This is a genomic window from Bifidobacterium stellenboschense, from assembly GCF_000741785.1.
Taxonomy (GTDB): domain Bacteria; phylum Actinomycetota; class Actinomycetes; order Actinomycetales; family Bifidobacteriaceae; genus Bifidobacterium; species Bifidobacterium stellenboschense.
Map to the genome: position 1 here is coordinate 169,236 of NZ_JGZP01000012.1, position 25,648 is coordinate 194,883.

Annotated in this window: 25 protein-coding genes; 15 read left to right on the plus strand and 10 right to left on the minus strand. The window is 64.1% G+C overall.

From position 1 onward, the window contains the following. Window positions 1-5: 5 nt before the first annotated feature. The 3 genes from hisF to trpE all read left to right on the plus strand — a co-directional run bounded on the left by hisF (window position 6) and on the right by trpE (window position 2,856). Window positions 6-776 carry an imidazole glycerol phosphate synthase subunit HisF gene (gene hisF / locus BSTEL_RS05515; protein WP_034528141.1) on the plus strand — a complete coding sequence of 257 codons (771 nt, stop codon included), beginning with the start codon at window positions 6-8 and terminating at the stop codon, window positions 774-776. Window positions 777-838: 62 nt separating this feature from the next. Next, window positions 839-1,300, plus strand: a complete 462-nt coding sequence (gene hisI, locus BSTEL_RS05520) for a phosphoribosyl-AMP cyclohydrolase (RefSeq protein WP_051922870.1) — start codon at window positions 839-841, stop codon at window positions 1,298-1,300. Continuing rightward, entirely contained in the window at window positions 1,297-2,856 is a 1,560-nt protein-coding gene (gene trpE, locus BSTEL_RS05525; RefSeq protein WP_034528143.1) for an anthranilate synthase component I, read from the plus strand. The genes hisI and trpE overlap by 4 nt, the downstream gene beginning before the upstream one ends. Window positions 2,857-2,917: 61 nt before the next feature. On the opposite strand, the gene BSTEL_RS05530 is transcribed toward trpE, so the two are convergent. After that, window positions 2,918-3,916, minus strand: a complete 999-nt coding sequence (locus BSTEL_RS05530) for a hypothetical protein (RefSeq protein WP_051922871.1) — start codon at window positions 3,914-3,916, stop codon at window positions 2,918-2,920. A 234-nt stretch (window positions 3,917-4,150) separates the two neighbouring features. Here BSTEL_RS05530 and BSTEL_RS05535 point away from each other — a divergent pair, with 234 nt between their 5' ends. Further along, entirely contained in the window at window positions 4,151-4,918 is a 768-nt protein-coding gene (locus tag BSTEL_RS05535) for a DUF1287 domain-containing protein (RefSeq protein ID WP_084686129.1), read from the plus strand. 45 nt (window positions 4,919-4,963) lie between these two features. Here BSTEL_RS05535 and BSTEL_RS05540 read toward each other — a convergent pair whose 3' ends face one another. After that, on the minus strand, window positions 4,964-6,358 hold the full coding sequence (locus tag BSTEL_RS05540; protein WP_034528148.1) for an MATE family efflux transporter: 1,395 nt from the start codon (window positions 6,356-6,358) through the stop codon (window positions 4,964-4,966). Window positions 6,359-6,434: 76 nt separating this feature from the next. Next, entirely contained in the window at window positions 6,435-7,052 is a 618-nt protein-coding gene (locus tag BSTEL_RS05545; RefSeq protein WP_034528150.1) for an isochorismatase family protein, read from the minus strand. Window positions 7,053-7,223: 171 nt separating this feature from the next. Here BSTEL_RS05545 and BSTEL_RS05550 point away from each other — a divergent pair, with 171 nt between their 5' ends. Continuing rightward, entirely contained in the window at window positions 7,224-8,516 is a 1,293-nt protein-coding gene (locus tag BSTEL_RS05550) for an MDR family MFS transporter (protein WP_238567631.1), read from the plus strand. A 37-nt stretch (window positions 8,517-8,553) separates the two neighbouring features. On the opposite strand, the gene BSTEL_RS05555 is transcribed toward BSTEL_RS05550, so the two are convergent. From BSTEL_RS05555 to mscL, 3 genes are all read right to left on the minus strand, one after another. Beyond that, complete coding sequence (locus BSTEL_RS05555) at window positions 8,554-9,216, minus strand: hypothetical protein (protein WP_156963175.1); 663 nt, start codon at window positions 9,214-9,216, stop codon at window positions 8,554-8,556. 76 nt (window positions 9,217-9,292) lie between these two features. Further along, window positions 9,293-9,523, minus strand: coding sequence for a helix-turn-helix transcriptional regulator (locus tag BSTEL_RS05560; RefSeq protein WP_034528153.1), 231 nt, complete (start codon window positions 9,521-9,523; stop codon window positions 9,293-9,295). Window positions 9,524-9,662: 139 nt separating this feature from the next. Then, complete coding sequence (gene mscL, locus BSTEL_RS05565) at window positions 9,663-10,139, minus strand: large conductance mechanosensitive channel protein MscL (RefSeq protein ID WP_051922907.1); 477 nt, start codon at window positions 10,137-10,139, stop codon at window positions 9,663-9,665. Between the two features lie 230 nt (window positions 10,140-10,369). Between mscL and BSTEL_RS05570 the strand changes: the two genes are divergently transcribed. Continuing rightward, a complete protein-coding gene (locus BSTEL_RS05570; protein ID WP_034528155.1) occupies window positions 10,370-11,950 on the plus strand; it encodes a S10 family peptidase in 1,581 nt (526 codons plus the stop codon). Window positions 11,951-12,075: 125 nt separating this feature from the next. On the opposite strand, the gene BSTEL_RS05575 is transcribed toward BSTEL_RS05570, so the two are convergent. Next, window positions 12,076-15,453 (minus strand): ATP-binding cassette domain-containing protein, encoded by a 3,378-nt coding sequence (locus BSTEL_RS05575; protein ID WP_156963176.1) that lies wholly within the window; start codon window positions 15,451-15,453, stop codon window positions 12,076-12,078. 243 nt (window positions 15,454-15,696) lie between these two features. Between BSTEL_RS05575 and BSTEL_RS05580 the strand changes: the two genes are divergently transcribed. The 9 genes from BSTEL_RS05580 to BSTEL_RS05620 all read left to right on the plus strand — a co-directional run bounded on the left by BSTEL_RS05580 (window position 15,697) and on the right by BSTEL_RS05620 (window position 23,394). Next, window positions 15,697-16,887 carry a sensor histidine kinase gene (locus BSTEL_RS05580; RefSeq protein ID WP_034528159.1) on the plus strand — a complete coding sequence of 397 codons (1,191 nt, stop codon included), beginning with the start codon at window positions 15,697-15,699 and terminating at the stop codon, window positions 16,885-16,887. Further along, window positions 16,884-17,621 carry a response regulator gene (locus BSTEL_RS05585; protein ID WP_034528162.1) on the plus strand — a complete coding sequence of 246 codons (738 nt, stop codon included), beginning with the start codon at window positions 16,884-16,886 and terminating at the stop codon, window positions 17,619-17,621. Before BSTEL_RS05580 ends, BSTEL_RS05585 begins: the two co-directional genes overlap by 4 nt. Before the next feature lie 110 nt (window positions 17,622-17,731). Then, window positions 17,732-18,133 (plus strand): helix-turn-helix domain-containing protein, encoded by a 402-nt coding sequence (locus BSTEL_RS05590; protein ID WP_051922872.1) that lies wholly within the window; start codon window positions 17,732-17,734, stop codon window positions 18,131-18,133. 20 nt (window positions 18,134-18,153) lie between these two features. Next, entirely contained in the window at window positions 18,154-18,684 is a 531-nt protein-coding gene (locus BSTEL_RS12120) for a PIN domain-containing protein (RefSeq protein ID WP_162178982.1), read from the plus strand. Between the two features lie 117 nt (window positions 18,685-18,801). Beyond that, on the plus strand, window positions 18,802-20,046 hold the full coding sequence (locus BSTEL_RS05600; protein WP_156963178.1) for a sensor histidine kinase: 1,245 nt from the start codon (window positions 18,802-18,804) through the stop codon (window positions 20,044-20,046). Between the two features lie 4 nt (window positions 20,047-20,050). Beyond that, complete coding sequence (locus tag BSTEL_RS05605) at window positions 20,051-20,740, plus strand: response regulator (protein ID WP_034528166.1); 690 nt, start codon at window positions 20,051-20,053, stop codon at window positions 20,738-20,740. A 97-nt stretch (window positions 20,741-20,837) separates the two neighbouring features. Continuing rightward, on the plus strand, window positions 20,838-21,788 hold the full coding sequence (locus BSTEL_RS05610) for an ABC transporter ATP-binding protein (protein ID WP_051922874.1): 951 nt from the start codon (window positions 20,838-20,840) through the stop codon (window positions 21,786-21,788). Next, entirely contained in the window at window positions 21,785-22,618 is an 834-nt protein-coding gene (locus tag BSTEL_RS05615; protein WP_162178983.1) for an ABC transporter permease, read from the plus strand. Before BSTEL_RS05610 ends, BSTEL_RS05615 begins: the two co-directional genes overlap by 4 nt. Then, a complete protein-coding gene (locus BSTEL_RS05620) occupies window positions 22,615-23,394 on the plus strand; it encodes an ABC transporter permease (RefSeq protein WP_202962069.1) in 780 nt (259 codons plus the stop codon). The genes BSTEL_RS05615 and BSTEL_RS05620 overlap by 4 nt, the downstream gene beginning before the upstream one ends. Window positions 23,395-23,441: 47 nt before the next feature. Here BSTEL_RS05620 and BSTEL_RS05625 read toward each other — a convergent pair whose 3' ends face one another. Genes BSTEL_RS05625 through BSTEL_RS05635 form a run of 3 tightly spaced genes read right to left on the minus strand, consistent with a single transcriptional unit; the run spans window position 23,442 to window position 25,647 of the window. Further along, window positions 23,442-24,113 carry a response regulator transcription factor gene (locus BSTEL_RS05625; protein ID WP_034528173.1) on the minus strand — a complete coding sequence of 224 codons (672 nt, stop codon included), beginning with the start codon at window positions 24,111-24,113 and terminating at the stop codon, window positions 23,442-23,444. Further along, a complete protein-coding gene (locus BSTEL_RS05630; RefSeq protein WP_034528176.1) occupies window positions 24,110-25,345 on the minus strand; it encodes a sensor histidine kinase in 1,236 nt (411 codons plus the stop codon). Before BSTEL_RS05630 ends, BSTEL_RS05625 begins: the two co-directional genes overlap by 4 nt. 38 nt (window positions 25,346-25,383) lie before the next feature. After that, window positions 25,384-25,647: a hypothetical protein gene (locus BSTEL_RS05635; protein ID WP_238567632.1), complete on the minus strand. Its 264-nt coding sequence runs from the start codon at window positions 25,645-25,647 to the stop codon at window positions 25,384-25,386. Between the last annotated feature and the right edge of the window lies 1 nt (window position 25,648).

Here is a 25,648-nt window from a genome sequence, read left to right on the forward strand (position 1 = left end):
GAGTTATGTCGCTGGCGGTTCGAGTCATCCCGTGCCTGGACGTCGATGCCGGACGAGTGGTCAAAGGCGTGCATTTCGAGAATCTGAAGGACGCCGGCGACCCGGTGGAGCTCGCCGCCGAATACTACCGGCAGGGCGCCGACGAGCTCACCTTCCTCGACGTGACCGCCTCCAGCTCGCACCGCAACACGATGATCGACGTCGTGTCGCGCACCGCCGAGCAGGTGTTCATCCCCATGACCGTGGGCGGCGGCGTGCGCACCCCGGAGGACGTGGATTCGCTGCTGCGTTGCGGCGCCGACAAGGTGGGCGTCAACACGGCGGCCATCAACGATCCGACGCTCATCAGCCGCGTCGCCGGACGCTTCGGCAACCAGGTGCTGGTCCTGTCCGTCGACGCGCGCCGCGAGAAGGGCGAGCAGCACACGCAATCCGGTTTCGAGGTCACGACGATGGGCGGCCGCAAATCCACCGGCATCGACGCGATCTGGTGGGTGAAGCGCGCCGAGGAGCTGGGAGCCGGCGAGATTCTCCTCAACTCGATGGATGCCGACGGCACGAAAGAGGGTTTCGACCTGGAGATGATCCGCGCCGTGCGCAAGGAGGTCAAGATCCCGATCATCGCCTCCGGCGGCGCCGGCAAGGTCGAGGACTTCCCTCCCGCCATCGAGGCAGGGGCGAATGCGGTGCTCGCCGCATCGGTCTTCCACTTCGGGCTCATGACCATCGCCGACGTGAAGGCGGAGCTCAAACGCCACGGCTACACGGTGCGCTGAGACGCGCGCGGGCATACGGCGTCGGACACATACGGACATACGGAATCGACGGAAAGACTGCAATGACGGACACCATCTACGACAATGCGACCGAACTCGACCCCCGCATCGCCGCGCGGCTCAAGCGCGACGCGAAGGGTCTCGTGGCGGCGGTCGTCCAGCAATACGACACGCGTGAAGTGCTTATGGTCGGCTACATGAACGACGAGGCGCTCCGACGCACGCTCACCACCGGCCGCGTGACCTTCTGGTCACGCTCCCGTCAGGAATACTGGCGCAAGGGCGACACGTCGGGCCACGTGCAGTACGTGAAGGGCGTGTCCCTGGACTGCGACGGCGACGCGCTGCTCGTCGAGGTCGACCAGGTGGGTGCCGCCTGCCACACCGGCAAGCGCAGCTGCTTCCTCGAAGGAGGGCCGCTGCCGGTGGTCGTCGGCCACCGCACGCCGGAACAGGCCGACGTCTCCGGCGCTTCCGAGCGCGAAGGGCACGCGGACGATACGGAAACGGAGGCACGGGCATGACCGAGTGCAGCGTCGAACATCTCAACTGGGGCGGCACGTGGCCGACCCGCGAACAGTTCCTCGAACTGGCGGGCGAAGGCTACCGTGTGATTCCGATCGTGCGCCGTCTGCTCGCCGACTCGCTCACTCCGGTCGGCTTCTACGAGCGCCTCGCCGGCGGCCGCACCGGTACGTTCATCCTTGAATCCGCCGAATACGGCGGCTCCTGGAGCCGATACAGCTTCATCGGCGTGAACTCGATGGCGCAGCTGCGCGCCGACAAGGACGGCAACGCCGACTGGTTGGGCACTGTGCCCGCCGGAGTCCCCACGCACGGCGACGTGGTCGAGGTCGCGCACGCCACGCTGAAGACGCTCAAGGCGCCGCGCGTCGAGGGACTGCCGAATCTCACGTCCGGTCTGGTCGGCACCGTCGGCTGGGACGCGATCCGCCACTGGGAGCCGACGCTGCGCGCCACCGCGCCGAACGAGACCGGCCAGCCGGAGATGGTGCTCGCCCTCGCCACCGACATCGCCGTCGTCGACCACGTGTCCGGTTCGGTGTGGCTCATCGCCAACGCGGTGAACGTGGACGACAAGCCCACCCGCGCCGACATCGCCTACGACCAGGCCGTCAGGCGCCTCGACCGCATGCAGGAGAACGCGGCCACGCCCACGCCGGGGGAGGCCCGCGTCAGCGCGCTCGACACCTCCGTCAGGCAGCCCGAACTGCGGTTCCGCACCCCCAAGGAGGTGTACGAGAAGGCGGTGGAGGCCACCCGGCAGCACATCATCGACGGCGACGTGTTCCAGACGGTCATCTCCCAGCGTCTCGACATCGACTCGCCCGCCGACCCGTTCGACGTCTACCGCGTGCTGCGCACGCTCAACCCGAGCCCGTACATGTACTTCATGGCGTTGACCGACGCCGAGGGCCGCGACTTCAACGTGATCGGCTCCAGCCCGGAGACGCTCATCAAGGTGGACGACGGCCATGCGCTCACCTTCCCGATCGCCGGCTCCCGTCCGCGCGGCAAGACCCCTGAGGAGGACGCGCGCCTCGCCAAGGAGCTGCTCGCCGATCCGAAGGAGCGCAGCGAGCACATCATGCTCGTCGACCTGTCGCGCAACGACCTGAGCAAGGTGTGCAGGCCGGAGACCGTCGAAGTGGTGTCCCTCATGGACATCAAGCGGTTCAGCCACATCATGCACATCTGCTCGACCGTCACCGGCGAGGTCAATCCGGACATGACCGCGTTCGACGTGTTCATGTCGGCGTTCCCCGCGGGCACGCTGTCCGGAGCGCCGAAGCCGCGCGCCATCGAGATCATCGACGAGCTGGAGCCCGCCGACCGCGGCATCTACGGCGGCACCGTCGGCTACTTCGACTTCTCCGGCAACATGGACATGGCGATCGCCATCCGCACCGCGTTCCTGCGCGACCATGAGGCGAGCGTGCAGGCCGGCGCCGGACTGGTGCTCGACTCCGTGCCCGCCAACGAATGGCAGGAGACCCGCAACAAGGCGGAGGCCAGCGTCGAGGCCATCCAGATCGCCGCCCAGCTGCGCGAACTGTAGGCTCCGGAGTCTTCTCTTTCCGGGATCATCCCCCAGGGTTCAGGCGGGGAGCATGGCGAGGTCACGCGAACGTGACCGTCACCGTGCTCCCCGCCTTCTCGTCGCCGGTCCACGCGGTCGCCGCACGCGTCCACGTCATGCCGTCCGCGGCGACCTTGACGACGCCGTAGTGGCGCGCGTTGACGACGATCCACGTCGCCGTCTGCCAGACCGCACGACGTGTGTTCTCGTCGCTCAGTCCGCCCGGCACGGTGAAGGTGACGGTCGTGGCCGTCGAGCCGTCACCCGCCGTGGCGTTCCCGTCCCCGCTTTCGCCGGCGTCATCCGTCGATTGCGATGACGATTTCGATGACGATGACGCCGCCGTGACGGACGGATACGCGCCCTGCAGTCCGGCGGTCAATCCGTCCGGATCCGACGACGTGACGTCGCCCGGCAGCCTGCACCCCACGCCGGCGGCGACCTCGCCGGTCAACGACTGCGCCCAGGCGCGCGCCAACCCGTCCCATTGCGCGTACGCGTCCGGATAGCCGGACAGCTGCACCGCCTGCGCCGCGTCCTCCACGGGAATCGACTCCCAATCCGTCACCTTCACCAGTCCGTCGTAGAACGCGTTCGTCGCGTAGGTCTCGTCCATGAGTTGTTCGACCGTGCCCCACCCCTGGCTGGGACGCTGCTGGAAGAGTCCCAGCGAATCACGGTCGCCGTACTCCAGGTTCGTGAGCTTCGACTCCTGCATGGCGGTGGCGAGCGCCACCGTGGCCGCATGGTCGGGCAGTCCGCGCGTCACGCCGATCGCGGTGATGAGGCCCGCGTTGCGCGCCTGTTCGGTGGACAGCGTGTAGCTCATCACGCCGTCCGTCTGCTTCGCCATGCAGTATGCGCTCGTGTCCTTCGCGGCGGACGCCGCGTTCCCCAGATCGGCGAGCCATTGCGCGGAGAGCTTCACGACGCCCACGATCACGGCGGTGACGATGCAGATGGTGGCCACGACGACGATGAGCGCGTGGCGGAGCGCCGTCGAGCCGCGCCGCGCGCCCGGTGCCGTGCGTTTCGTCATATGGGATCGCCCCTTCCGGCTTCCGTATGTTCTTGTCCGAATCCGTGATGCCGCGTCTCACGTTACCAGCCCGATTGTGGTTGTTCGGCAAGAGAACCCTGGGAACGACCCTGATGGTTGCCCTGAACGAGGTCGGGGGAGGATAATGGGCGGCGAGTGGTTGGTTGGATGTCGTGCAGCGTATGCGGGGAGGTGCCGGTGATGATGGGACAGGACGGTGGACGGCGACGGGGAATGAGGGGAACGCGGTCCCGTCGCGTCGTCGCATGGATCGTGGCGGTCCTGATGGTCGTCGTGCTGGGCGTCGCCGGCACGTTCGCCGTGCGCACGTTGACGGGGACGGATTGGCGTTCCGGTGATGCGGCGGGGGAGACGTCGACGGATGCGACGGCTCCGAGCGCCGCCGCCGAAGCGAAGTATCCGAAGGCGGTGAGCCCGGTCGACTACAACGGCAACGGGGTTGACGATTACGCGGACATCGTCGCCGGCGCCCGCAGGGATGCGGAGAACCGGCCCGCCTACGACGACGGCTATTATGAGGGCGGCTATCCGCCGGACGACCGCGGCGCGTGCACCGATCTGGTGTGGCGCGCGTTCAAGACGGCCGGATACGATCTGAAGGCCATGGTGGACGCGGATGTGGCGGCCGATCCGGCGAGCTACGCCGCCGTCGCGCCGAACCCGGATCCGAACATCGACTTCCGTCGCACCGGCGTGCTCGACGTGTTCTTCTCGAAATACGGGGAGAAGCTGACGCTCGACCCGGCCGATCACGCGCAATGGCAGGGCGGCGACGTCGTCGTGTTCCAGAACGTCAAACACATCGGCATCGTCTCGGACAAACGCGACGCGGACGGCACCGCGTTCATCCTGCACAACATGGGCCAGCGGCAGCGTGAGAACGACTATCTCGCGTTCAGGACGCACATGACCGTCACCGGCCACTACCGTTTCGACGTGTCCAAGGTCCCGCAGAGCGTGCTGCGCCAATGGCAGCAGTGACGGTTGCGGCGGTTGCGGCGGTCCGCAGGCCGAGGACGGCGGCGGCTACCTGCCGTTCCGGGCGGATTTCGCGCGCAGTTCGGGAAGCATCACGACGAACAGGACGACCGCCATCACCGCGGTGACGAGGTCGGCGAGCGCCTGCGCGGCGATGACGCCGTCGTAGCCGAACAGGCGCGAGCCTGCGGTCAGGGTGACGGCGAGGATCAGACCTTGACGGCTGATCGACAGGACGAACGCTCCCAACGCCTTGCCGGTCGACTGGAACGTGCAGGTGGTGACCATGACGATCGCCACGCATACGAGGCTCAGCAGCTGGATGCGCAGCATGCCGGCGCCGAGCGTGACGATCCGTTCGTCGGCGATGAAGAAGCGCATGAGCTGCCGGTCGAAGACGCTCAGCACGACGGTCATGACGAGCGCGAACGAGCATAGGAACAGGTAGGCGAACCGCATGATGCCGTGCAGGCGGCGCATGTTGCGCGCCCCGTAGTTGTATCCGATGAGCGGCTGCGCGCCGAACGCGAATCCGACGAACACGAGCACGGCGATCATGACGACCTTCAGGGCGATGCCCATGGCGGCGACCGTGTCGGTGCCGTAGGGGAGGAGGAACAGGTTGACCATGACCAGGCCGACGCTCTGCGTGAGGTTCGTGATGGCGGAGGGGATGCCGATGGCGAGGATGTTGCGGACTTCGAGCGCGGTGATGTCGAGGCGGCGTTTCGCCGTTGCGGCGGCCGCGGTCGCGGTGCCGAACATGAGCCGCGGGTCGATGGACAGGTTGCGGCTGCGTTTGAGCAGGAACCAGACGAAATACGCGTCGGTGCAGATGTTGGCGATGACGGTCGCGCCTGCGGAGCCCGCAGCTCCCCAGCCGAGCCCCTGGATGAACAGGGGGTTGAGGATCATGTTGACGACGGTGCCGACGATCGAGCCGATCATGGAGGGGACGGCGTGGCCTTCGGTGCGCAGCAGGTTCGTGGGCGTCATCGAGACGATGATGAACGGCGAGCCGATGATGATGAGCGTGTAGAAGGCGGAGGCGTGCGCCCACGTGTCGTCGGTCGCGCCGAGCAGGGTGAGCATCTGCGTGCGGAAGACGAGCCCGAGCACGACGATGAGCAGTCCGGTGACGATCGCCCCGTAGAAGCAGAACACGCTCAGACGGCGTCCGTCGTCGTACCGTTTCCGGCCGAACAGTCGGGAGACGACGGAGGCGCCGCCGAGGCCGAAGATGTCGCCGAGCGCGATCATCACGGTGAACATGGGCGCGGTCAGGGAGACGCCGGCCACCATGCTCGTGTCTCCGGTGTGCGCGACGAAGTACGTGTCCATCATGTTGTAGACGAGCGTGACGAGCATGCTCAGCACGACCGGCATCGTCAACGCGAAATACGCCTTCGGGATCGGCGCCTTCTCGAACAGTTCGCTATCCACGGATTCCTGCCTTCTCCTCTTTTCCTCGTGTCATGTCGCTGTGGCCCCGCGCCGCCGAACGCAGCGCGTCGCCGCGTCAGCGGGAGTCGCGCAGGGTGACTCCCGCGGCGGCCATCTCCCTGCGCGCGGCGACTCCCAGCTCCTCGCTGACCGGCACGGTCAGATCCTCGAACACGGTGACCGGGTAGCCGAGCTTCGCCGCATCGATCGCCGTCTCCTTGACGCAATGCGATTCGGCGATGCCGACCACGTCCACCGCCTCGACGCCGGCCGCTTTGAGCGCGTTGGCGAGCGTCAGCCTCTGCTTCTGCGCCGCCTGGACCTCGTCGCGCGACTGGATGCGATCCGTATTGTCCTCGATGCCTTCGAAGCCCGAGTATGCGGCCGCGTACTGGCCCTTCTTGAAATGGTGCGCGATGCCGAGCGCGGCGATCGCCGGATGCAGTTCGGCGTTCGGCGTGCCCGCCTTGCCGTGCACCGGCCATGTGTCCACGAAATCGGGATGCTCCGACCAATGACCGCCCGGCTCGATATGCCAGTCCTGCGTCGTTGCGATATACACGTAGTCGTCGCGATGCGCCTCCACATACGCGGCGATGCGCTTCGCGACCGCATCGCCTCCCTCGACGCCGAGCTCGCCGCCCTCGCAGAACGTCGGCTGCACGTCCACCACGATCAACGCCCTACTCGCCATGATTGCCTCCCGTATTGTTCGTATTTGTTCGTCTTCGCCGCCGGCGGCGGCATGTCCATCATCACTGTAATGGTCCGGGGCCGACCATGCGCGACCGGAGTCCACGCGCGCGGCACGATCCGCATCCGCCACCGCTGTGCGTGTACGCGTGTATCCATAGGATGGTGGCCCATGCGCGAGAAGATGAACGAGAGGACGCGCCGCCGCGCCGTCCTCGGCCTGCCGTTGCTGTTCTGGGGCCTGTGGCTGGCCCTGCTGATCCTATGGATGGGCAGGTTCGTCATCTCGTTCATGTCCATGTACCTCGTCAAGGACCTGCACGTGGACGCGGGACTCGCCGGCACCATCGTCTCCATGTACGGGTTCGGCGGCATCTTCGGCTGCCTGTTCGGCGGCTCCCTGTCCGACCGGTTCGGCCGCCCGGCCATGATCATCTCCGGCGAGCTCGGCTCGGCGGCGATGCTCGTGCTCCTCTCGTTCATCGACGATCCGACGCTTATGGGCGCGATGCTGCTCGTCTACGGTGCGATTTCCTCCATCCCCACGCCGGCCATCGCCGCGTACATCGCCGACGTGGTCCCGATGCGCGACCAGAAACGCGCATACACGCTGCAGACATGGGCGGTGAACTTCGGCTTCGCCACGGGGCCGATCATCGCGAACCAGCTCGTCAAGATTTCATACACGCTCATGTTCTACGCGGAAGCCATCATCCTCGTGGTCGCCACCGGACTGCTCTCGTTCTTCTTCCACGAGGCGCGCGTGCACACGCCGAAAGCCCCGGAAGCCGGCGTCGCCGGGAGACATCCCACAGCCGCCGACGGGAAGCGCGGCACGAACGTCTCGATGCTCGGCAACTACCGTCGCGCGCTCGCCGACTGGCCGTTCATGTCGATGGTCGTGCTCATGTTCGCCTACACGATCGCGTACTTCCAGATGACCAGCGGCCTGCCGATCGCGATGACCAGCCTCGGCATGGGCACGGACCAGTATTCGGTGCTGCTGACCATCAACGGCGCCATGCTGTGCCTGCTGCAGATCCCCGCCATCGCCGTGTTCAACCGGATGAGCAACACGCGCGTCCTCGTGCTCGGCATGCTGATGACGGCCGTCGGATACATGTTCCAAATCGGCGCGACCACATGGCACGCCTTCGCGATCGCCACCGTCCTGTGGACGTTCGGCGAACTGGGCACGTTCCCGATCGCCGCGACCACCGTCGCGAACCTCGCCCCGGCCGAGGCGCGCGGCACCTACCAGGGCCTGTACAACCTGGTCTGGGCGTTGTCGAACGGGGCGGCGCCGCTGATTGGCGGGTGGATCATCAGCGGATTCGGAAGCCGCGCGCTCTGGATCTGCTGCACGGTGATGTTCCTGCTCGTCGCCGCCGGACTCCACGCCACGAAGGGCGCCCGAGAACGCGCCATCACCCGCAACCTGCGCGCCGCCGACCTGGAAGAGTAGCAGGCAGGGACGGCGGCGCACGGAATGCCGTCCGCCGTCACATGCGGTTGTCGTAATATGACCTGACGATCATCGAGACCGTCGTGTGAATGACGAGTGCGGCGAGGAATCCGAGCCCCACGTACATGAGCGGCTTCGAGCCGAACGCGAACGACGCCTCCATAAGCAGGACCTCGGCTCCGACGCACACCAGGACCATGATTCGTGAGGTCGTGGCCGCGGCTTTTGTCTTGATGAGCAGTTCGCGTTCGTCCTCGCGTGGAACCGAGAACGGATCTCGTTCAGTCACGATGCCGCCGATCAGGAAGACCACGACGGGGACGAGCCACCACAGGCTGGATGTCCACCATCCTCTGAATGCCGCGCCCGCCCAGCCGTAGCGGATGCCTCCGGCGATGATGAACACCGCCATCCACGCGAGTACGATGCCCGCCGCGGCGAACATCCGAATCCGTGTCCACCGTGTCTGCCTGGACGTGGGCCGTGATGCGAGCCGTGTCGTCTGCGGTTCGTCGCCAGCCGACGTGCAAGGTCGGACGAACGCCGTGATAATCAGTCCGAGTCCTGCCAGGGTCAGCATTGCACATGTCGTCATGGACAGCCACAAGGGGACGGGGATGAGACGGGGATCGTCGATGAGCATCCCAACGCCGGACAATCCGATCGTCGTCACGGCCATGCCGACCCACAGTATGTCCATTCGGGCCACGCCTCTCCTCTTCGTCCTGTCCGGGACGTTCGCCTCGCTGTCTTTCCTGTCATCGTTATTGTTGTGCCTACGCATAGCCGTGCTCCTTGTCTTCGATGAGTCTGTTTTCCTCGAGCAGGCACAGGTCCTCAACGGTGACACCGAACACCCGTGCCATCCGGTAGGCGAGCATGAGCGAAGGGCTGTATCGACCTTTCTCGATGGAGATGATGGTGCGCGACGACACATACACCATATCCGCCAGCTCCTGTTGCGTCATATCCGCCATCCTGCGGTACTCGCGGACCTTGGTCTTCATGATGTCCCGATCACCGCCTTCCTTCATTGGCGTGCGATAGTCCTGATGGATGATTCAAACGGTCAGGGAATCTGAAGTTCCCTTCATGTGAAGTCAACTTCAGCTTATCACATCGTGAAAGAGACACGCAATGCGGAAGTCAGGGGTTATTCGGCGCTATGGCCTGTTTCTTCGTCAGGGTGAGGTCATGGTCAGCCGCCGCCAACCGGTCGCGGATCTCGGCGAGCAGCTCGACGGTGCGCTCCTCGGGAGAGACCTCGGGCTCCTTCGCCTTCTCGTCCTCCTCCTGCTTGAGCTTCGCCTTGACGAGCATCGCGTCGGTCATGTCACGGAACTTGTTGATCGGCACGAGGATGAAGAAGTACACGGCCACGGCGATGACGAGGAAGTTGAGCAGCGCGCCCAGGATCGCGCCGAGCGAAACGGTCGCTCCGTTGAACGTGAATGCGAGCAGGCCGCTCATGTCCGGTTTGCCGAACACCATCGCGATGAGCGGATTGATGAGACTGTCCACGATCGCGTTCACCACGGAGGTGACCGCGCTGCCCATGACCACGCCCACCGCCATGTCGATCATGTTGCCGCGTGAGATGAACTTCTTGAACCCGTCGATCATGTCCTTCTCCTTCGTGTTGTTCATAGGATCATCCCCGCGATTATCCCGATTTCGGCGGACTTCGGGCAATCGTCCCCGATAATGCACAACATGGTGATCATCACAAACGACAGAACAATATCAACAACGTGTTGATTATCATAATGTGCGAATCGACGCTTCTCACGCACGTATAGTGGACGATGAAACGAACACGATGACGGGGCATCCGCCGAAGGAAGGAAGACATCATGGCCGATACGGCTGACGACAAGCAAGGCGGCGACGCGACGAAGCAGCAGGCATCGGCGACGACGCAGGCGAAATTGCCGGAACCATATGAGAAGACCACGCGCCACGTCATCGACATCGACGGGCGTACGCTCCGTTACGCGGCGACCGTGGGTACGCTGCTCATCGACACGCCCAAAGTGAAGCCGGCGGCGAGCGTCTTCTTCACCGCGTTCGAACTGCTCGACGGCAACGGCAACACCGACATCACCCGCCCGGTCACCTACATCTTCAACGGCGGCCCCGGATCGTCCACCACGTTCCTGCTCATGGGATCGATCGCGCCGAAACGCATCGACGTGCCGGACGCCGCCCCGGTCCCAGCTGCGCCATACCGTCTCGAAGACAACCCGTACACGCTGCTGCCGGCCTCCGACCTGGTGTTCATCGACGCTCCCGGCGCCGGATTCTCCGAAATCATCGACAAAGCGAAGCCGGAACTGTGGTCGGTGGACGGCGACGTCGCCGGATTCAGCGCATTCATCCGCGCCTATTCGAGCAAATACCATCGTTGGAACTCGCCGAAATACGTGCTCGGCGAATCGTACGGCACCACGCGCGGCGCCGCCCTCGCATACCGACTCCAGCAGGACGGGGTCGCGCTGAACGGGCTCACGCTCATCTCCAACATCCTCGACTACGCGTACACGCTCGACACGTCCGACCAGTTCTACATCGGCTACTTCCCGACCTACGCGTCCGTCGCCCAATATCATGGCCGCGCCGCGACGGAGACGGAATCCGCCAATCATCTGCAGGAGGCGCGCGCGTTCGCGAACGGCCCGCTGCGTCTCGCTCTCGCCGCCGGAGCCTCGCTGGACGATTCAGTCAAGCGCCATGTCGCCGAACGGTACGCCGAACTGACCGGTTTGGACGCGAAATACGTCTACGATTCCGACCTGCGCGTCGTGGACATGCGGTTCCGCAAGGAGCTGCTGCGCGACGAGGGGAGAATCGTCGGCCGTTACGACGGACGTGTGGCCGGCTATGACCTCGATCGGATGAACGACGAGGAGACGTTCGTCGTGGACGACGCGTTCCTCGACCCCGCGTATTCGAGTCTCGCCAACGCGTACCTGCGCGACGAGCTCGGCTGGGACCGCACGCCCGAACGCGTCGGGTTCGCCGATTTCGATTGGAACGCCACCGAGCCGGGCAAGGGTTGGACCTGGTGGCACAGGCAGCCGGACATGACCAAATCCTCATGGGGGCAGAACATCCCGTTCCCGAACGTCGTACCAGACCTGGCCGCCGCTATCGCCCACCAGCCCACGCTGAAGGTGCTCATCGGCAACGGCGTCTACGACCTGTGCACGCCGTTCGGCCAGACTGAATACGACATCGACCATCTTGGCCTGCCGAAACCGCTGCGCGGCAACGTCGCGTTCACGTACTATCCGGCCGGACACATGCTGTATTCGTCCAAGACGAGCCTCGCGAAGTTCGCCGACGACCTGAAACGCTTCTACGCGGCCAATGTCGCCGGACTGCAGGCCATCGACGAACGTCCCGCCGCGCCCGCGCCGGACATCCGACTGTAGGCGATGCGGCGTTCATCCCCGTCGGCGCCGGGCCAGCGTCATCAGACCTTCCACATCCAGTTATGTGAGACATAGGGAAGGGGGAGAGGAGGTGGAGGACCGTATACAGTCCTCCACCCCCTCTTTCAGCTGGTGAGACCTTGCGCGGGTTGGATTCTGACGGCGTTGCGCGCGGGAATGGCCGCGGCGAGGAACGCCGCGAAGAGAATGACGGGGATGAGCACGCCGATCTGCGTCCATGGCAGTTGCGTGGTGAATTGGTTGGTCATGCCGCCGATCTGTGCTTTGACGCCGGCTAGCCCAAGCGGCAGACCGACCAGCAGGCCAACAAACGTGCCGATGATGGTCAGGGTCAGCGCTTCGATGACGATCTCCGTGCGGATGACGCCGCGTCTGGTGCCGAGCGCGCGCAGCATGCTGATCTCGTTGGTGCGTTCGATGACGGACAGCGCGAGCTGGTTGGCGAGCCCGGTCAGGCTGATGATGACGGTGATGGCGAGCATCGCGTAGGAGAGCATGAGCAGCATGTTGAGCACGTTGAGGATGTCGCTGCTCTCGGCGATGCCGCCGCCGACCGTGGCGTTCGGATCGGCCACGGCCAGCCGGTTGACCTGATTGGCGAGTTTGGCTCGGTCGATATTGGGCTTGGCTTTGAACCAGATCATGCTGGTCTTCAATGCCGGTTCGATGGTGGCGGCGTGCGGCAGTGCGGCGAGCTGGCCGTCGGTGATGATGACCGCGAGTTTCGGCGATTCGGTGAGTTGCGAGGCGTGCGCCCTGACCGTGACGGGAATACCGGCGACGGTGAGCGTGAGCGTATCGCCTTCCTTGATGCCGATGGTGCTCATATAACGCGGGTGGACGAGCGCGACCGGCACGCCGTTCTCCTCGCCGGCGCGCCACTGGTCATTCTTGGCAAAGACTGCGGCGGCCTTGTCGGGGATGACGTCGAGTATCCGAGGCGTGGTTTTCGCCCCGTCCGGCGTCTGGTCGATGGCGATGGTGCGTATCGGGTAGGAGGCTTGCGCGTCGGTGATTCCACGGGCATGCCGCAGGATCTTGTCGGAGAGCGGGCTATTGTCCGGCGTGTAGAGGGCGGCGCTGACCGGGTAGCGATGGTCGAGGTCGGCGTTGATGGTGGCGGTGCCGGTGGCCGCGGCCGAGGAGAGCGCGGCGATCAGGCTGATGCCGAACGCGACCGCTGTGATAGTGCCGCCCGCGCGCCGCGCATTCGCCGTCAGACTCGCCGCGGCCAGTTTGCCCGCCAATCCGCAGACGGACAATGCCGCATCGATGATGGGCATGAGCATCGCGACAAGTCCAGGCAGAGCAAGCACGAGACCAAGCGCCAAAGCAAGACCACCGGCCAGCGCGACGGGCATGTGGAAGCCGGCCGCGCCGACCCATAGCAGCGCGACGCCGGCGATCGCGCACACTGCGCCGAACGCGATGCGCGGAACACTGCCGTTATACGTCTTGCCATCCGCCGTCACATCGTTGTTGCCGTCTCCGGACTGCGCGGCTCCGTCCAGTGCCTGGATGGGTGGGATGCGCGTGGCGTGGCGTACGGTCGTCCATGCGGTCGATACCGTGGCCGCAACGGTCAGCAGCAGCGTTCCCGCCAGCAGGAGCGGGTTGGCGGCGAATCCGCCGAATGCCTGACCCATCACCGTCATGGCCGCGTAACCGCCGCCCACGCCGATCAGGGCGCCGATGAACGTGCCGGCTATGGCGGTGATCAGCGCTTCGGACAATACCAGCGAACGGATGTTCGCGCGTCTGGCTCCGATCAGGCGCAGCATGGCGATGTCCCGCGTGCGCTGCGCGATCAGCGTCCGGTAGGTGCTGGAGATCACCATCATCGCGCAGACCAGGGCGATGACGGCGAACACCGCCATGATCACGGTCAATTGCGTGCTGCCGCCGGCCATCATCGCCGACGCCTGACGGATCATCTCCACGCCCGTGACCGCCGTGACACCATCCGCCTTGGCCGCCGTCACAAGACGTTGGGTGACCGAATCGATGTCAGAGGGGTCGTTGAGCTTGACGAACAGCTCACCCGGCGTTGCATCACCGAAGTACGTCGGGTCGGCGTAGATCGCGTAGTCGGTGCCGGTCATCGGCTTGAACCGCACATCATTGATGCCGCTGACCGTCACCGCATGCTTCGTACCGTCGGACGACTTCAACGTGACCGTGCCGCCGACCCGCACGCCGAGCTTGCCGGCAGTATCCTGCGAGATGACGATCTGGTCGGCGGACCGCGGCCAGTCGCCGGACTCCAGTCCGAACCAGCGCAGGGACGGGTCCCGGGCGACGGAATACACGTTCGCCGTGCCACGCGCATCCGCGCCGTATGCGGTGACCGTGGCCGCATAATACGGAGCCGTCGCCTTCACCTTGCCGTTGACACGCGCCTCGGCAAGCACGTCCTCGGCCCACGAGGGCTTCAATGATTTCACGTCGGCGTCGCCAGGATCGATGATGACGTCCACCGGCTTCAACGGCGCGGCCGTGACCGTGGCCATGCTCGCGGTGGACGTGCCCTGGAACACGACCGTGCCCGCCAGCATCGCCGCCGACAGGACTACCGCCGACAGGACAGCGAGCAGTCGGGATGGAGAATGCCTGATCTGCGCCCATGCCACCCGGATCATCGCACACCGTCCTTTCGGGGGGATGGCATCCGACCACCCTCCGTCGCCTGTGGCGACACCTCCCGCCGGCGGGAGGAAAGAACCAGCGTCCTGTTCGAGCACGCGTACCACGTCGGCGGCGGTCGGATGTGCGATATCCGCCGCGATCAGCCCGTCACGCACCACGAGCGCCCGGTCGGCGTAGGCGGCGGCGTTCGGATCATGCGTGACCATCACGATCGTCTGCCCGCGACGCGACGCCATATCCCGCAAAATCACCAGCAACTGGCGCGACGACTTCACATCCAGCGCCCCGGTCGGCTCGTCCGCGAACACCACCGCGGGATTCCCGGCCAGCGCGCGGGCGACCGCCACGCGCTGCCGTTGCCCGCCGCTCATCTCCTGAGGCTTGTGATTAAGCCGGTTCTCGATGCCCAGCTCACGCGCGATCCCGCGTATGGCCTGCCGGTCATGCTTTCTGCAGCGCAGCGTGAACGGCAGTTCGATGTTCTGCTCCGCCGTCAGATACGGCAGCAGGTTGAAATCCTGGAAGATGAACCCGATCTGATCTCGCCGCAGATCGGACAACGCATCATCCGACAACGTCGAAATATCCGTGCCGTCGATGATCACCCGGCCGGAAGTCGGCGTATCCAACCCAGCCAGCAAATGCAGCAACGTGGTCTTGCCCGAACCGGACGGGCCCACGATCGCCGTGAACCTGCCCTTCTCGAACCGGGCCGTGATGCCCGCCACCGCAACCGTCTCGGCCATGCCGGAACCGTACGTCTTGCGCACGTCAATCGCCTCGACCGCCGCCGGGCACACGGTCATACCGCCGTTTGTTCCTGCTATGCCTGTCATGCCAGCCCCTTCCTATGTTCCACGGATGATTCGATCGCGCGATGCGCCGAACCTTCCGTTCGCACAACCAACTTATGGGGATGGAATCGTGCGGGGTATCATCCGGAAGAACCAATCCGCATCCGACCGGTATCGAAGTATGAACGGACTGGTACCTAGGTATGAGTTCTCTGGAACGAGGAGAGTGGGAATCATCATTGCGAATCATGTCATCGGCCAACTGATACGGGTAACGTCGTTGGTATGAAGGTTCGTGCAGAGGATACGGTCGCCTTGTTCGGCGTGCTGTTGTGCATGCTGTTCGGTGCGGCGGGCATGGGCGATTGGGCATGGGCGAGCGTGGCCGTCGCCTCCATCGTGTTCGTGCGACGGCGGTTCACCGTATTCGCCGTATCGGCGACCGTCGTCCCCGCCGCATATACGACCATCTACGGCTCGTTCACGTTGATCGGCCAGCTCATGGCGGTGGTATCCGTGTTTCTGTGCGGGACAGGTCGGGTGAGGCGTCGCCGGCTGGTTGGCTTGGCGTCGTGTCTGTTGCCCATCGTCGCATTCGGCCTGCACTTGGTAATTGTTTGCTCCCCGGATTGGACGATGCCCGTGGCAGGACTATTCGCGGGCAGTCTGATGCTGTCCGCATGGCAGGCGGGCCGGCTCAACTGTGCCAAGGATATGCGGCTTGAGGCGGAGAAAGAACGCCGGATCATGGCCGAACGCGACAGTGACATGCGTGCGCGGCTGGCCGTATTGGAGGAACGCATGCGCATCAGCCACGAGATGCACGACATCCTCGCCCACACGCTCACCGGCATCACCGTCCAAGCCGAAAGCGGCAGAACGACCACCGCCGATTCCGCATCGCGCATGGCGTTCGCGGACATCTCCCAAGCCTCGCGCGAAGCCGTCGCCGATTTGCGGGCCCTACTATCCGACATTACGAGAGAAGACCGTTTGCCGGAACCCACACTCGACCAGTTCGACGCTCTCATCGCCGGATACCGGAGACAGGGGCTGGTCATCGACCTGCACCAGGAAGGCATGAAGCTATCGTGTCTGCCGACGGGACTGTCTCACGCCGTATACCGTGTGGCCGAGGAATGTCTGACCAATGCGCTGCGCTACGCACAACCTCGCTGCGTCGATCTGTCCCTGACCATCACCGGCGATGCAATTCGACTGCACTGCGAAAACCCGTATGCGCCTCTTTCTTGCGCATCGGAGTCGCCGAACGTCACCGAACGGCGACGGCACACACACGGTCTTGACGGCATCCGGTGGAGGTGCGAGCAATATGACGGTCACGCCAGCATCAGCATGACGGGTGGGCTCTGTTCAATCGATGCTGTCTGGCCGCTGCCCCATCAGAGAGAACCGGTGGCGGCGGCATTGAACGAGACGGGCGACGGACACCGTCAAGAAGGACGGTGGCAATGACGGAAAACGCACACCGGATGCAGCCCATTCGCGTGATGCTGGTCGACAACCAGTCGCTGATACTCAGCGGGTTCACGCGCATCATCGACGCACAGCCCGATATGACCGTCATCGCCACGGCCGCGGACGGCGAAACCGCGATACGCACGGCCCGCCAATCCAAACCGGACGTGATCCTCATGGACGTGCGCATGCCCGGACTCGACGGCATCCAAGCTGCACGCATCATCATTCACGATCTGCTGGAAACGCGCGTCATCGGCCTGACTTCATACGACACCGATGCCTACGCCATCGGCATGCTCGATGCCGGAGCCAGCGGATTCCTCCTCAAAAACAGCAGTGCGGAACAGTTCATAGACGCCATACGTGCCGCCGCCTCGGGCAACACCGTCATGGACACCGCCACCATGAACCGTCTCAGCCAACGGCTCGCCACCGGTTCCGTCCGGACGACGGCGGCGGTGACGACATTCGCAGACAACGGTGAGACGCCAGTCGGAAGGAACGACGACGATCTTCCCGATTTCACCAGCCGGGAACATGACATCCTCGCCCGCATCGTCCAAGGCGACTCCAACGAGCAGATCGCCGCGAGCCTGGGCATCAGCGTATCCACCGTTAAAACCCATATCGGCAACATCCTCAGGAAAACCGGTCAGACCAACCGCGTCCGCCTCATCGTCTGGGCCGCACGGCATTCAAGGCAGATTGACATTCCACACGCAGGGTAGCCCATTTCGTCTCCAATCGACCAATTGTCCGATATGTCTGATATGTCCGATATTGCCGAAATGTCTGATTTGGGATAGGGTGGGCATAAGGCTTCAGGAAAGGACTCGCCATGACCACATTCGAGGCAATCCCCATTTCCCAGATCAGCAAAGGCTCCGCATACATCACCACGGGCGACGGCAAGGCATACCCGCTGGACGCGGAGGAACTGCGCCGCGCGTTCGCGGCCATCGTGCACGACAATTCGGCGGAGATGATCACCACCGGTGAGGCCGCTCAGATTCTCGGCGTATCGGCGAAGACCGTCGCCCGCATGCTTGACGCCGGAGAGATTCCGTTCGTGCGCTACGGCGCGAAAGGCAACCGCATGGTTTCCCGCGCGCAGGTCGTCGCCTACCGCGACAAGTCGGAATCCCACGGCCATGAGGCATTGGAGACCATGCGCGAGGCCGCCAGCCAAGGTGGATTGGACGACATCAACTACTCGGCCTATCTGGCTCGTTACAGCTGAAACGAGAGGGATTTGAGTTGGTGGTCGCTTTTCTCGACGCGAACATCTTCCCGCACACCTGGCTGACAGATGTGCTGCTCACGTTTGCCGTCCATCACTTGTTCGACCTCGAATACTCCGACGACGTGCTTGAAGAAGCCCGCCGGGCGTTCGTCGACGACCTCGGTAAAGATTCTGCTTGGGTCGACCGCTATCTGTCCGCCATCCGCAATGTCAAGCCGTATTATTTTGTCTCTCCCATTCCGGAACTGACCGGTGAGGTCGTGTTGCCGGACGCTGATGATCGGCATGTGGCCGCCGCCTATAACGGTGATGCGGATGTGATCGTCACCTTCAATCTGAAGGACTTCCCCGCGAACCAACTCGCCAAGATCGGATTATCCGCCCGTCACCCCCGACGCGTTTCTGACCGGCGTCGCCGAGGCATATCCCGAACGCGAGGTCAAGGCCATGACCGAACTGGTCGCATCGAAAAAGCATCCGCCGCGCACCATGCGGGGAAGAACTGGAACGGCTCGAACATTCCGGCATGCCGGGATTCGCCCGTATGATGCGCAGGTTGATGAGTGGGCAACCCGCTTAATCCAGGATTCGACTTCTATGTCACATGCCAACACTTCGTTCCGCCATGAATGGGATTGTATTGTTGTGCATCTACCGTGTTGTCCGTGGACTTGAAGACAAATCCGATAAACAGTGTTTCAGTCAGGACCTTCCATGTTCCTTGGCTTGATGCGCTCGTGACGGGCGTTGGGCTGTTGTGTGATTTGCCGTTCGTGTTGCCGTGGTTTTCTTTCGGTGTTCCGTTGAAGGGTGTTGTCGGGTTGGTGTGCGCGGTCGGGATGTGCGCACCGTGGTTGGCGAGACGACGTTTCCCGCTGGGGTCGTTTTTGGTCTCGTTGGGATTCGCTATCGTTCAAGTGCTGTTTGTCCCGCTTCCGGTTCCCGGTTCGGACGTGCCCCTCAATATGTTCGATGGTGTGGTGACGCCGTTGCCGTCATCGGTAATGGTGGTGTTCGGCGTGTATAACGTGGCGAGCCGGAGTCGCTGGCTGCAGGCGTTGATCGCCGCGTTATTGGCGCTTAGCTTCGTGGGGGTCGTGGCGGCGTGGCAGGTGCGTGCCGGCTGGGTGTCACGCGATGCGGTGATGCTGGCGGTGATGCTGATCGGCTGGGTGTGGGGATGGGGTCTGCTGGTCGGTTCCCTGCGCGAACGCAATCGGCAGTTGGAATGTGAGCGGGATATACGTGTGAGTCTGGCCGTCGTCGGAGAGCGTACGCGCATCGCACGTGAGATTCATGATGCGGTCTCGCATTCGTTGGTGTCGATGACGGTGATGGCGGAAGCCGCAGGTCGTCTGGTCGATTCGGACCCCGCGAAGGCCGGGAAGGTGATGAGCATGGTGAGCAGTACGGGGCGGGCGGCCACGGCCGACATCCGCCGGGTGCTGACCGTGCTGCGCGACGACGATACGAGTGCCGGCGATTCGACTCAGCCGAGTCTTGTGAATCTGGATGCTCTCGTCGCCCGGGCCCGCGCGGGTGGCGTCGATGTGGAATTGACGGTGCGGGGCGAACGTCGCACTCTGCCTACCGGATTGGATGCCGCGGCGTATCGCATCGTGCAGGAGTCGTTGACGAACGCAGTCAAACATGGCGGCCCGTCGTCGACCCGCATCGAGGTGACGTTGGATTACGGCGGGGATGCCCTGACCATCCGTGTGGATGACGACGGCGCCGGGCCGAAGTCGCATCATGACGGCGGTTTCACCGATGGCGGTCGAGGTCTGATCGGCATGCGGGAACGGGTTGATGCCTATGACGGCACGCTGCGGTTCGGACCGGCCCCTCGGGGCGGGTTCGAGGTGGTCGCCGTGCTGCCGTTCGACGATGCGCATGACGGGGAGAGATGAAGTGATGGCGATTCGCGTATTGATTGTGGACGACCAGCCGATGTTCCGCATGGGATTGCAGCTGCTGTTGGAGACCGTCGATGGCATCGACGTGACCGGCGAGGCCGAGGACGGCGGTGCGGCGTTGGCGTTTCTGGAATCCACACCGGTGGATGTGGCGTTGATGGACGTACGCATGCCCGTGATGGACGGCGTGGAGGCGACCCGGCGAATCCGCGCGGAATTCAAGGACGACGCGCCTCGTGTGCTGATGCTGACCACGTTCGCGTTGGACGAGTATGTGATCGACGCGATGGAGGCCGGGGCATCGGGATTCCTGCTCAAGGACGCACCGTTGGACGAGCTCGTCTCGGCGATACGGCACGTCGAGGCCGGTGACGCGGTCGTGTCCCCACGCATGACCGCACGTCTGCTGGGGCATTTCCTTTCGAACGGGAGCACGAAGGACAATGCCGGCAACAGGGACGTCACGGGTGCGGTGAGGGCGTTCGACCTGACCGACCGGGAGGCGGAGGTGTTTCGTCTGATCGGCTTGGGATTGTCGAACGGGCAGATCGCCGACCGTCTGCGTATCGCCGAGAACACGGTGCGCGTGCATGTGCGGCATGTGCTGGACAAGACCGGCTCATGCAACCGTGTCCAGGCCGCGGTGTTGGCCTACCGCATCGGCCTTGTCTCCGCCGACGACCGGTGATGGCGACTCGACTAGTCCGAAACGACTAGCGGCACCGGACGCGAATAGTCCATCCGGCCAATGGCGGGGGCGGCGGATCCCGGGAATCATGGATGCCATGAGCAACCAACGACAATCCCGGCAAGGGTATCCATCCGACGCGATGGTGTCCACCCATCATCTGACGAAGCGCTACGGCGATCGCACGGTCGTCGACGATCTGAACCTGCTCGTGCCGCGCGGCAGTGTGTACGGGTTCCTCGGCCCGAACGGTTCGGGCAAATCCACCACGATGAAGATGCTCCTGTCCTTGGTCCAACCCACCGGAGGCGACATCATCATCGACAGGCGGCCCATGAACCGCAGGACCCGGGGCGAGCAGTTGACGCATATCGGCTCGCTGATTGAATCGCCTCCCGGATACGGGCACCTGACCGGCGAGGAGAACATGCGCATCGTCCAACGCCTGCTCTCGCTGAGCGACCGTCAGATCGACGCGGCCGTGCACGCGGTGCGCATGGAAAGCCAGATGGACAAGCTCGTACGCAACTACTCGCTGGGCATGAAGCAACGCCTCGGCATCGCCATGGCACTCGCACGCTCGCCGCAACTGCTGATACTGGACGAGCCGACCAACGGGCTGGATCCGGCAGGCATCGAGGAGATCCGTGAACTGCTCGCCCGCCTGCGCGATCAGGGCGTCACGGTGATCGTATCAAGCCACCTGCTCGGCGAGATCGACAGGACCTGCGACACACTCGGCATCCTGTCACGAGGGCGTCTCCTGTTCCAAGGCACGCGCTCCCAACTGTTCTCCAAGGCCACACCCGACCTGCTCGTCGAAACCGACGACCCGGCGAAGGCGAAGGCCCTGCTGGAATCACGCGGCTACACCGGACTCGCCCTCGAAGACCGGGCACTGGCCGTACCGGGCGTCGGCTCTCACGACACGACCGCCGATATCATCGCATGGTTCGTGAGCCAGGGCCTACGCATCTTCATGGTGCGCCGCCGCGAACAAAGCCTGGAGGACATCTTCATGCGTTTGACGGGAGCGGGAAGCCTATGAGACACGCAACCCCGGGTGCGGCCACGCCCGATGCCGACACCGCGGCCCCGCAGTCCAGGAACGAAGGCATGCTGCGCCGGGCCATCATGAACGAATACGCCAAGATGCACCGGCTCAAGGTCCTGCCCCTCTACATCCTGATGCCGGTGGGCATCATCGGCGCCACCATGTTCGAAAGCCTCGGCGCCGGACTGACCAGACACCTCACCGATACGGACGGCACGGCATGGAAACTGGTCACGGCCTGCATGGGAGCGGGGTTCTCGATGCTCATGCCGATCCTGCTGGCGGTCATCGCCAGCCGTCAGGCCGACATCGAGCATCTGGGCAACGGGTGGCTGTTCCAATCCACCGCGGGACTGGCACCGGGCCGGTTGTGCCGGATCAAATTCATCGCCACCGGACTACCGGTCATTCTCGTCTCCCTGCTCGCCGTCGCGGCCACCACCGGTTTCGCTCTGGCCGTCGGCGTCACAGGACCGGTGCCCTGGCCGAGACTCGCCGGCTACGCGGTCGCCGTGACCACCATCAGCCTGATCGTGCTCACCGTGCAGCTCCTCATCGCCTCGCGCGTGGAGAACCAACTGGCCGGCATCGGCATCGGCCTGATCGGGTTCCTGCTGGCGAACTTCGCCGGCGCGTTCCCCGACTGGCTCGCCTATCCGACGCTGTGGGGCGCGTACGCGAAGATCATGCCCGCCGGATACCAAGGGGAATCGCTCGTCTGGAACGACACCCCGTATGCCGCGGTCGGCGTACTCGCCGTGATTGCCGCCGTGATGTTCCTGTGGATCACCGCACGATTCGACCGAATGGAGGCCCGTTCATGAAACACGCGAACCTTGCAGGTCTCATGGCCTGCGAATTGGCGAAGATCAAAGGCTCACGCATAGGAATCTTCGTCGTACTCTACCCGCTGATCATGGTGTTGACCGGCACGGGCATGACCCTCATCTCGGGAGGGTTCGGCACGGACGGCTGGCATCTCCTGTGGGCCCGCGCAACAGGTTTCTACGGTATGGCCATGTACGCGGTCGGCATCGCCGTCATCGCCTCGCTCGTCTGGCGCGTCGAACACAAGGGCGGCAACTGGAACGCCCTGATGAGCTCGGGAACACCCGCATGGGGCGTCATGACGGGCAAGACCCTCGCCATAGGGCTGCTGTCGGCACTGATGCAACCCGTGTTCCTCATCACCGCGATCCTCGTGGGCAAGCTCGCGGGACTACCCGGCATGCTGCCGTTGGAATACTGGTGGAGCGTGCTCGCCTCCATGATCGCCTGCCTGCCCGTGGCCGCCGCCCAGTCGGCATTCTCCTGCTTCATCCGGCCGTTCGCCCCGCCCATCGCCATGGGACTCGTCCTGGCCGGCGCCAACACGTTCCTCCTGCTCCTGCACCTGACTCCCGCATACTTCCTGCCATACGGCATCCTCACCCGGTCCACCATGATGGGCTCCGCCGCCAGCCGCATCGGCACCTCGTTCCCGGTCGATCCCGTCACGCCCGCCACCATGTGCATCAGCATCGGCACATCCATCGGCATGACTCTCATCATCATCGCCATCGCATCCCTCATACTGGAGAAACGAGACATTCATGTCTAACGGCATGGGCCTTCGCCTTTACCTCGGGATTTACGGTGACGAAAAAACTACAACCCTCCGGCCTTGTACCAGCTGACGGCAATCTGAGTGCGATCCCTGAGCCCGAGGGCCGTAAGGATGCGGCTGACTGCGCGTTTGACCGAATTGGATTCGATGACGAGTCTTCCGGCGATCTCCTCATTGCTGAGTCCTTCGGCAATGAGTGAGCAAATCTCACGTTGACGCGGGGTGAGCATGTCGAATGACGCGCGTAATTCCTGTTGCCGTCGGTCTCCCGTGGGGTGGGGGAGGCCTCGTTCCAGCACCTGTCTGGTGATACGTGGGGTGAGGATCGCATCGCCGCTGGCGATGGAGCGAATCGCTTCCACCAGTGCGCGTTTGGTGACGTCCTTCAGCAGGAATCCGCTGGCTCCGGCATCGAGTCCACCGAAGGCGTAGTCGTCTTCGTCGTAGGTGGTGAGGATGAGGATTCTGATGGCGGGCCAGTGTTTAACGATGTGTCGGGTTGCTTCGATGCCGTCCATGCCGGGCATGCGCACGTCCATGAGGATCACGTCGGGCAACGGCCGGTGATCGGCGTCCAACCGGTTGAGTGTGTCGATGGCGGTTTGCCCGTTTTCCGCCGAGGCGATGACGGTGATGTCGGTCATGTCGTCGAGCATGAGCTGGAAACCGAGCCGTGCCAGTCTCTGATCGTCCACAAGCATCACACGGATCATGATTGGGCCTTCCTTTCAATCGGCTGTTTCCCGGTCGGGGGAATGACCGCTTTGACCTGCCATTCGGTGCCATCGACCGGCCCATAGGCGAACGTGCCGCCAACGTCCCGTACGCGCCGTGACAGTCTGTCCAGTCCGGTGCCGTCATCGGATGCTGCGGTTGGCGCCGCGTCGCCGGCTCCGCCGTTGCGGACGATGATGACGACCCCATTCCGAGGCTGGTGGTTCCATGAGACGTTGAGATGCGTGACGTGCCTGCTGTGACGGATGGCGTTGGTGATGGCCTCTCGGGTCACGTCGAAGCAGAGATTCGCCTGCGGTCCGTCGTCGGCGCGGATGCCGGTTTCGGTGAATACGGTAATGATGCCGAGCGTACGGGCGTGTGCGAGGATCGGGCGGATGTCGTCCCACGAACGCATGCTCCGGGAGCCCGGAGCGGAGGAATCCTCGTTTTCGGCGGTCGTGTCGGTTTCGGTCAGTGCGCGCACGGCCTTGCGTGTGTCCTCCAGGCTTTCCCGTGCGATCTCGTTGATGCCTTTCAGAGCCTCCTCCACGCGCGGGTCGCCGGTCTTGCCGGTCAATCCTTCGGATAAAGCGATGATCGCGGTCAACCCGTGCCCCACGCTGTCGTGCAGCTGGCCGGCGATGCGCGAACGATGCACCGCGGCGTCACGCTGCTTGACGGCGGTCTGCGCGCGCCGATGTTCCAAGCCGGCGGCGGCCATGGCGTTCCTGGCTTGGGCCATGCCGCGGCGCGCCAGTGCAATCGCGCCGGCGAGGGCGAGCAGGAGGATGCGTCCGGGCCATTCGCCGAGGAACCGGCTGGCGGGCCATGATATGAACGTCGCCAGGGTCACGGCCAGCGTCGTCGCGAGGGATCCGATGTACATGCGGCGTTCCTTGGCCGTGCGCATGAACGCGTAGAACGCCGCGACCAGCTGGACCAGCAGGATTGAGTCCGCATGCCAGAAGGACAGGATCAAGGTCAGGACAAGCTGCGACATCAACGTGACGGACGGGGCACGGTAGCGGAACACCAATGTCAGACATGACAGGCACAGGGCTAGCAACAGCATCACGAATCCGCCGGTCCGCTTGGCGAGCGTGTACATCGGGTCCAACGGGGTGCCGATCATGCGCTCCCACGTGAGCATCGCGCCCTCGACCGCGAGCACACATAATGGCATGGCTATGGCAGTGACCCTGCCGACATTCACCGTTTGCCGTTCCATATGATCCACTGTGCCACCTCGTCGGGTCATCGGCATGTTCACTGGGCGAGACAGTCCGCGCCGGGCATCAGGCAGCCGAGCATCGTGACCGAACCGGTGAACGACACAGTGAATACGATGATGATGGCCAGCCATACGAACGGCGAGAACAGCGCCCCGATCCATGCGACGACACGGCCGCCATGCTCCCATCCGTGCCCGTCGCGGCCGATGATCCACGCAATCAGCACGCCGGGCAGAGACAGGAACAGGCCGAGCAGCAGGAAGCCGATAACCGAATCGTTGTGTTGGTGTGATTGCATG

What these genes read in the sequence shown, in the direction of transcription:
- hisF (WP_034528141.1), top strand. Translation starts at nt 6, where the DNA reads ATGTCGCTGGCGGTTCGAGTCATCCCGTGCCTGGACGTCGATGCCGGA.
- hisI (WP_051922870.1), top strand. Translation starts at nt 839, where the DNA reads ATGACGGACACCATCTACGACAATGCGACCGAACTCGACCCCCGCATC.
- trpE (WP_034528143.1), top strand. Translation starts at nt 1,297, where the DNA reads ATGACCGAGTGCAGCGTCGAACATCTCAACTGGGGCGGCACGTGGCCG.
- BSTEL_RS05530 (WP_051922871.1), bottom strand. Translation starts at nt 3,916, where the DNA reads ATGACGAAACGCACGGCACCGGGCGCGCGGCGCGGCTCGACGGCGCTC.
- BSTEL_RS05535 (WP_084686129.1), top strand. Translation starts at nt 4,151, where the DNA reads ATGAGGGGAACGCGGTCCCGTCGCGTCGTCGCATGGATCGTGGCGGTC.
- BSTEL_RS05545 (WP_034528150.1), bottom strand. Translation starts at nt 7,052, where the DNA reads ATGGCGAGTAGGGCGTTGATCGTGGTGGACGTGCAGCCGACGTTCTGC.
- BSTEL_RS05550 (WP_238567631.1), top strand. Translation starts at nt 7,224, where the DNA reads ATGCGCGAGAAGATGAACGAGAGGACGCGCCGCCGCGCCGTCCTCGGC.
- BSTEL_RS05555 (WP_156963175.1), bottom strand. Translation starts at nt 9,216, where the DNA reads ATGGACATACTGTGGGTCGGCATGGCCGTGACGACGATCGGATTGTCC.
- BSTEL_RS05560 (WP_034528153.1), bottom strand. Translation starts at nt 9,523, where the DNA reads ATGAAGACCAAGGTCCGCGAGTACCGCAGGATGGCGGATATGACGCAA.
- mscL (WP_051922907.1), bottom strand. Translation starts at nt 10,139, where the DNA reads ATGATCGACGGGTTCAAGAAGTTCATCTCACGCGGCAACATGATCGAC.
- BSTEL_RS05570 (WP_034528155.1), top strand. Translation starts at nt 10,370, where the DNA reads ATGGCCGATACGGCTGACGACAAGCAAGGCGGCGACGCGACGAAGCAG.
- BSTEL_RS05575 (WP_156963176.1), bottom strand. Translation starts at nt 15,453, where the DNA reads ATGACAGGCATAGCAGGAACAAACGGCGGTATGACCGTGTGCCCGGCG.
- BSTEL_RS05580 (WP_034528159.1), top strand. Translation starts at nt 15,697, where the DNA reads ATGAAGGTTCGTGCAGAGGATACGGTCGCCTTGTTCGGCGTGCTGTTG.
- BSTEL_RS05585 (WP_034528162.1), top strand. Translation starts at nt 16,884, where the DNA reads ATGACGGAAAACGCACACCGGATGCAGCCCATTCGCGTGATGCTGGTC.
- BSTEL_RS05590 (WP_051922872.1), top strand. Translation starts at nt 17,732, where the DNA reads ATGACCACATTCGAGGCAATCCCCATTTCCCAGATCAGCAAAGGCTCC.
- BSTEL_RS05605 (WP_034528166.1), top strand. Translation starts at nt 20,051, where the DNA reads ATGGCGATTCGCGTATTGATTGTGGACGACCAGCCGATGTTCCGCATG.
- BSTEL_RS05610 (WP_051922874.1), top strand. Translation starts at nt 20,838, where the DNA reads ATGAGCAACCAACGACAATCCCGGCAAGGGTATCCATCCGACGCGATG.
- BSTEL_RS05615 (WP_162178983.1), top strand. Translation starts at nt 21,785, where the DNA reads ATGAGACACGCAACCCCGGGTGCGGCCACGCCCGATGCCGACACCGCG.
- BSTEL_RS05620 (WP_202962069.1), top strand. Translation starts at nt 22,615, where the DNA reads ATGAAACACGCGAACCTTGCAGGTCTCATGGCCTGCGAATTGGCGAAG.
- BSTEL_RS05625 (WP_034528173.1), bottom strand. Translation starts at nt 24,113, where the DNA reads ATGATCCGTGTGATGCTTGTGGACGATCAGAGACTGGCACGGCTCGGT.
- BSTEL_RS05630 (WP_034528176.1), bottom strand. Translation starts at nt 25,345, where the DNA reads ATGGAACGGCAAACGGTGAATGTCGGCAGGGTCACTGCCATAGCCATG.
- BSTEL_RS05635 (WP_238567632.1), bottom strand. Translation starts at nt 25,647, where the DNA reads ATGCAATCACACCAACACAACGATTCGGTTATCGGCTTCCTGCTGCTC.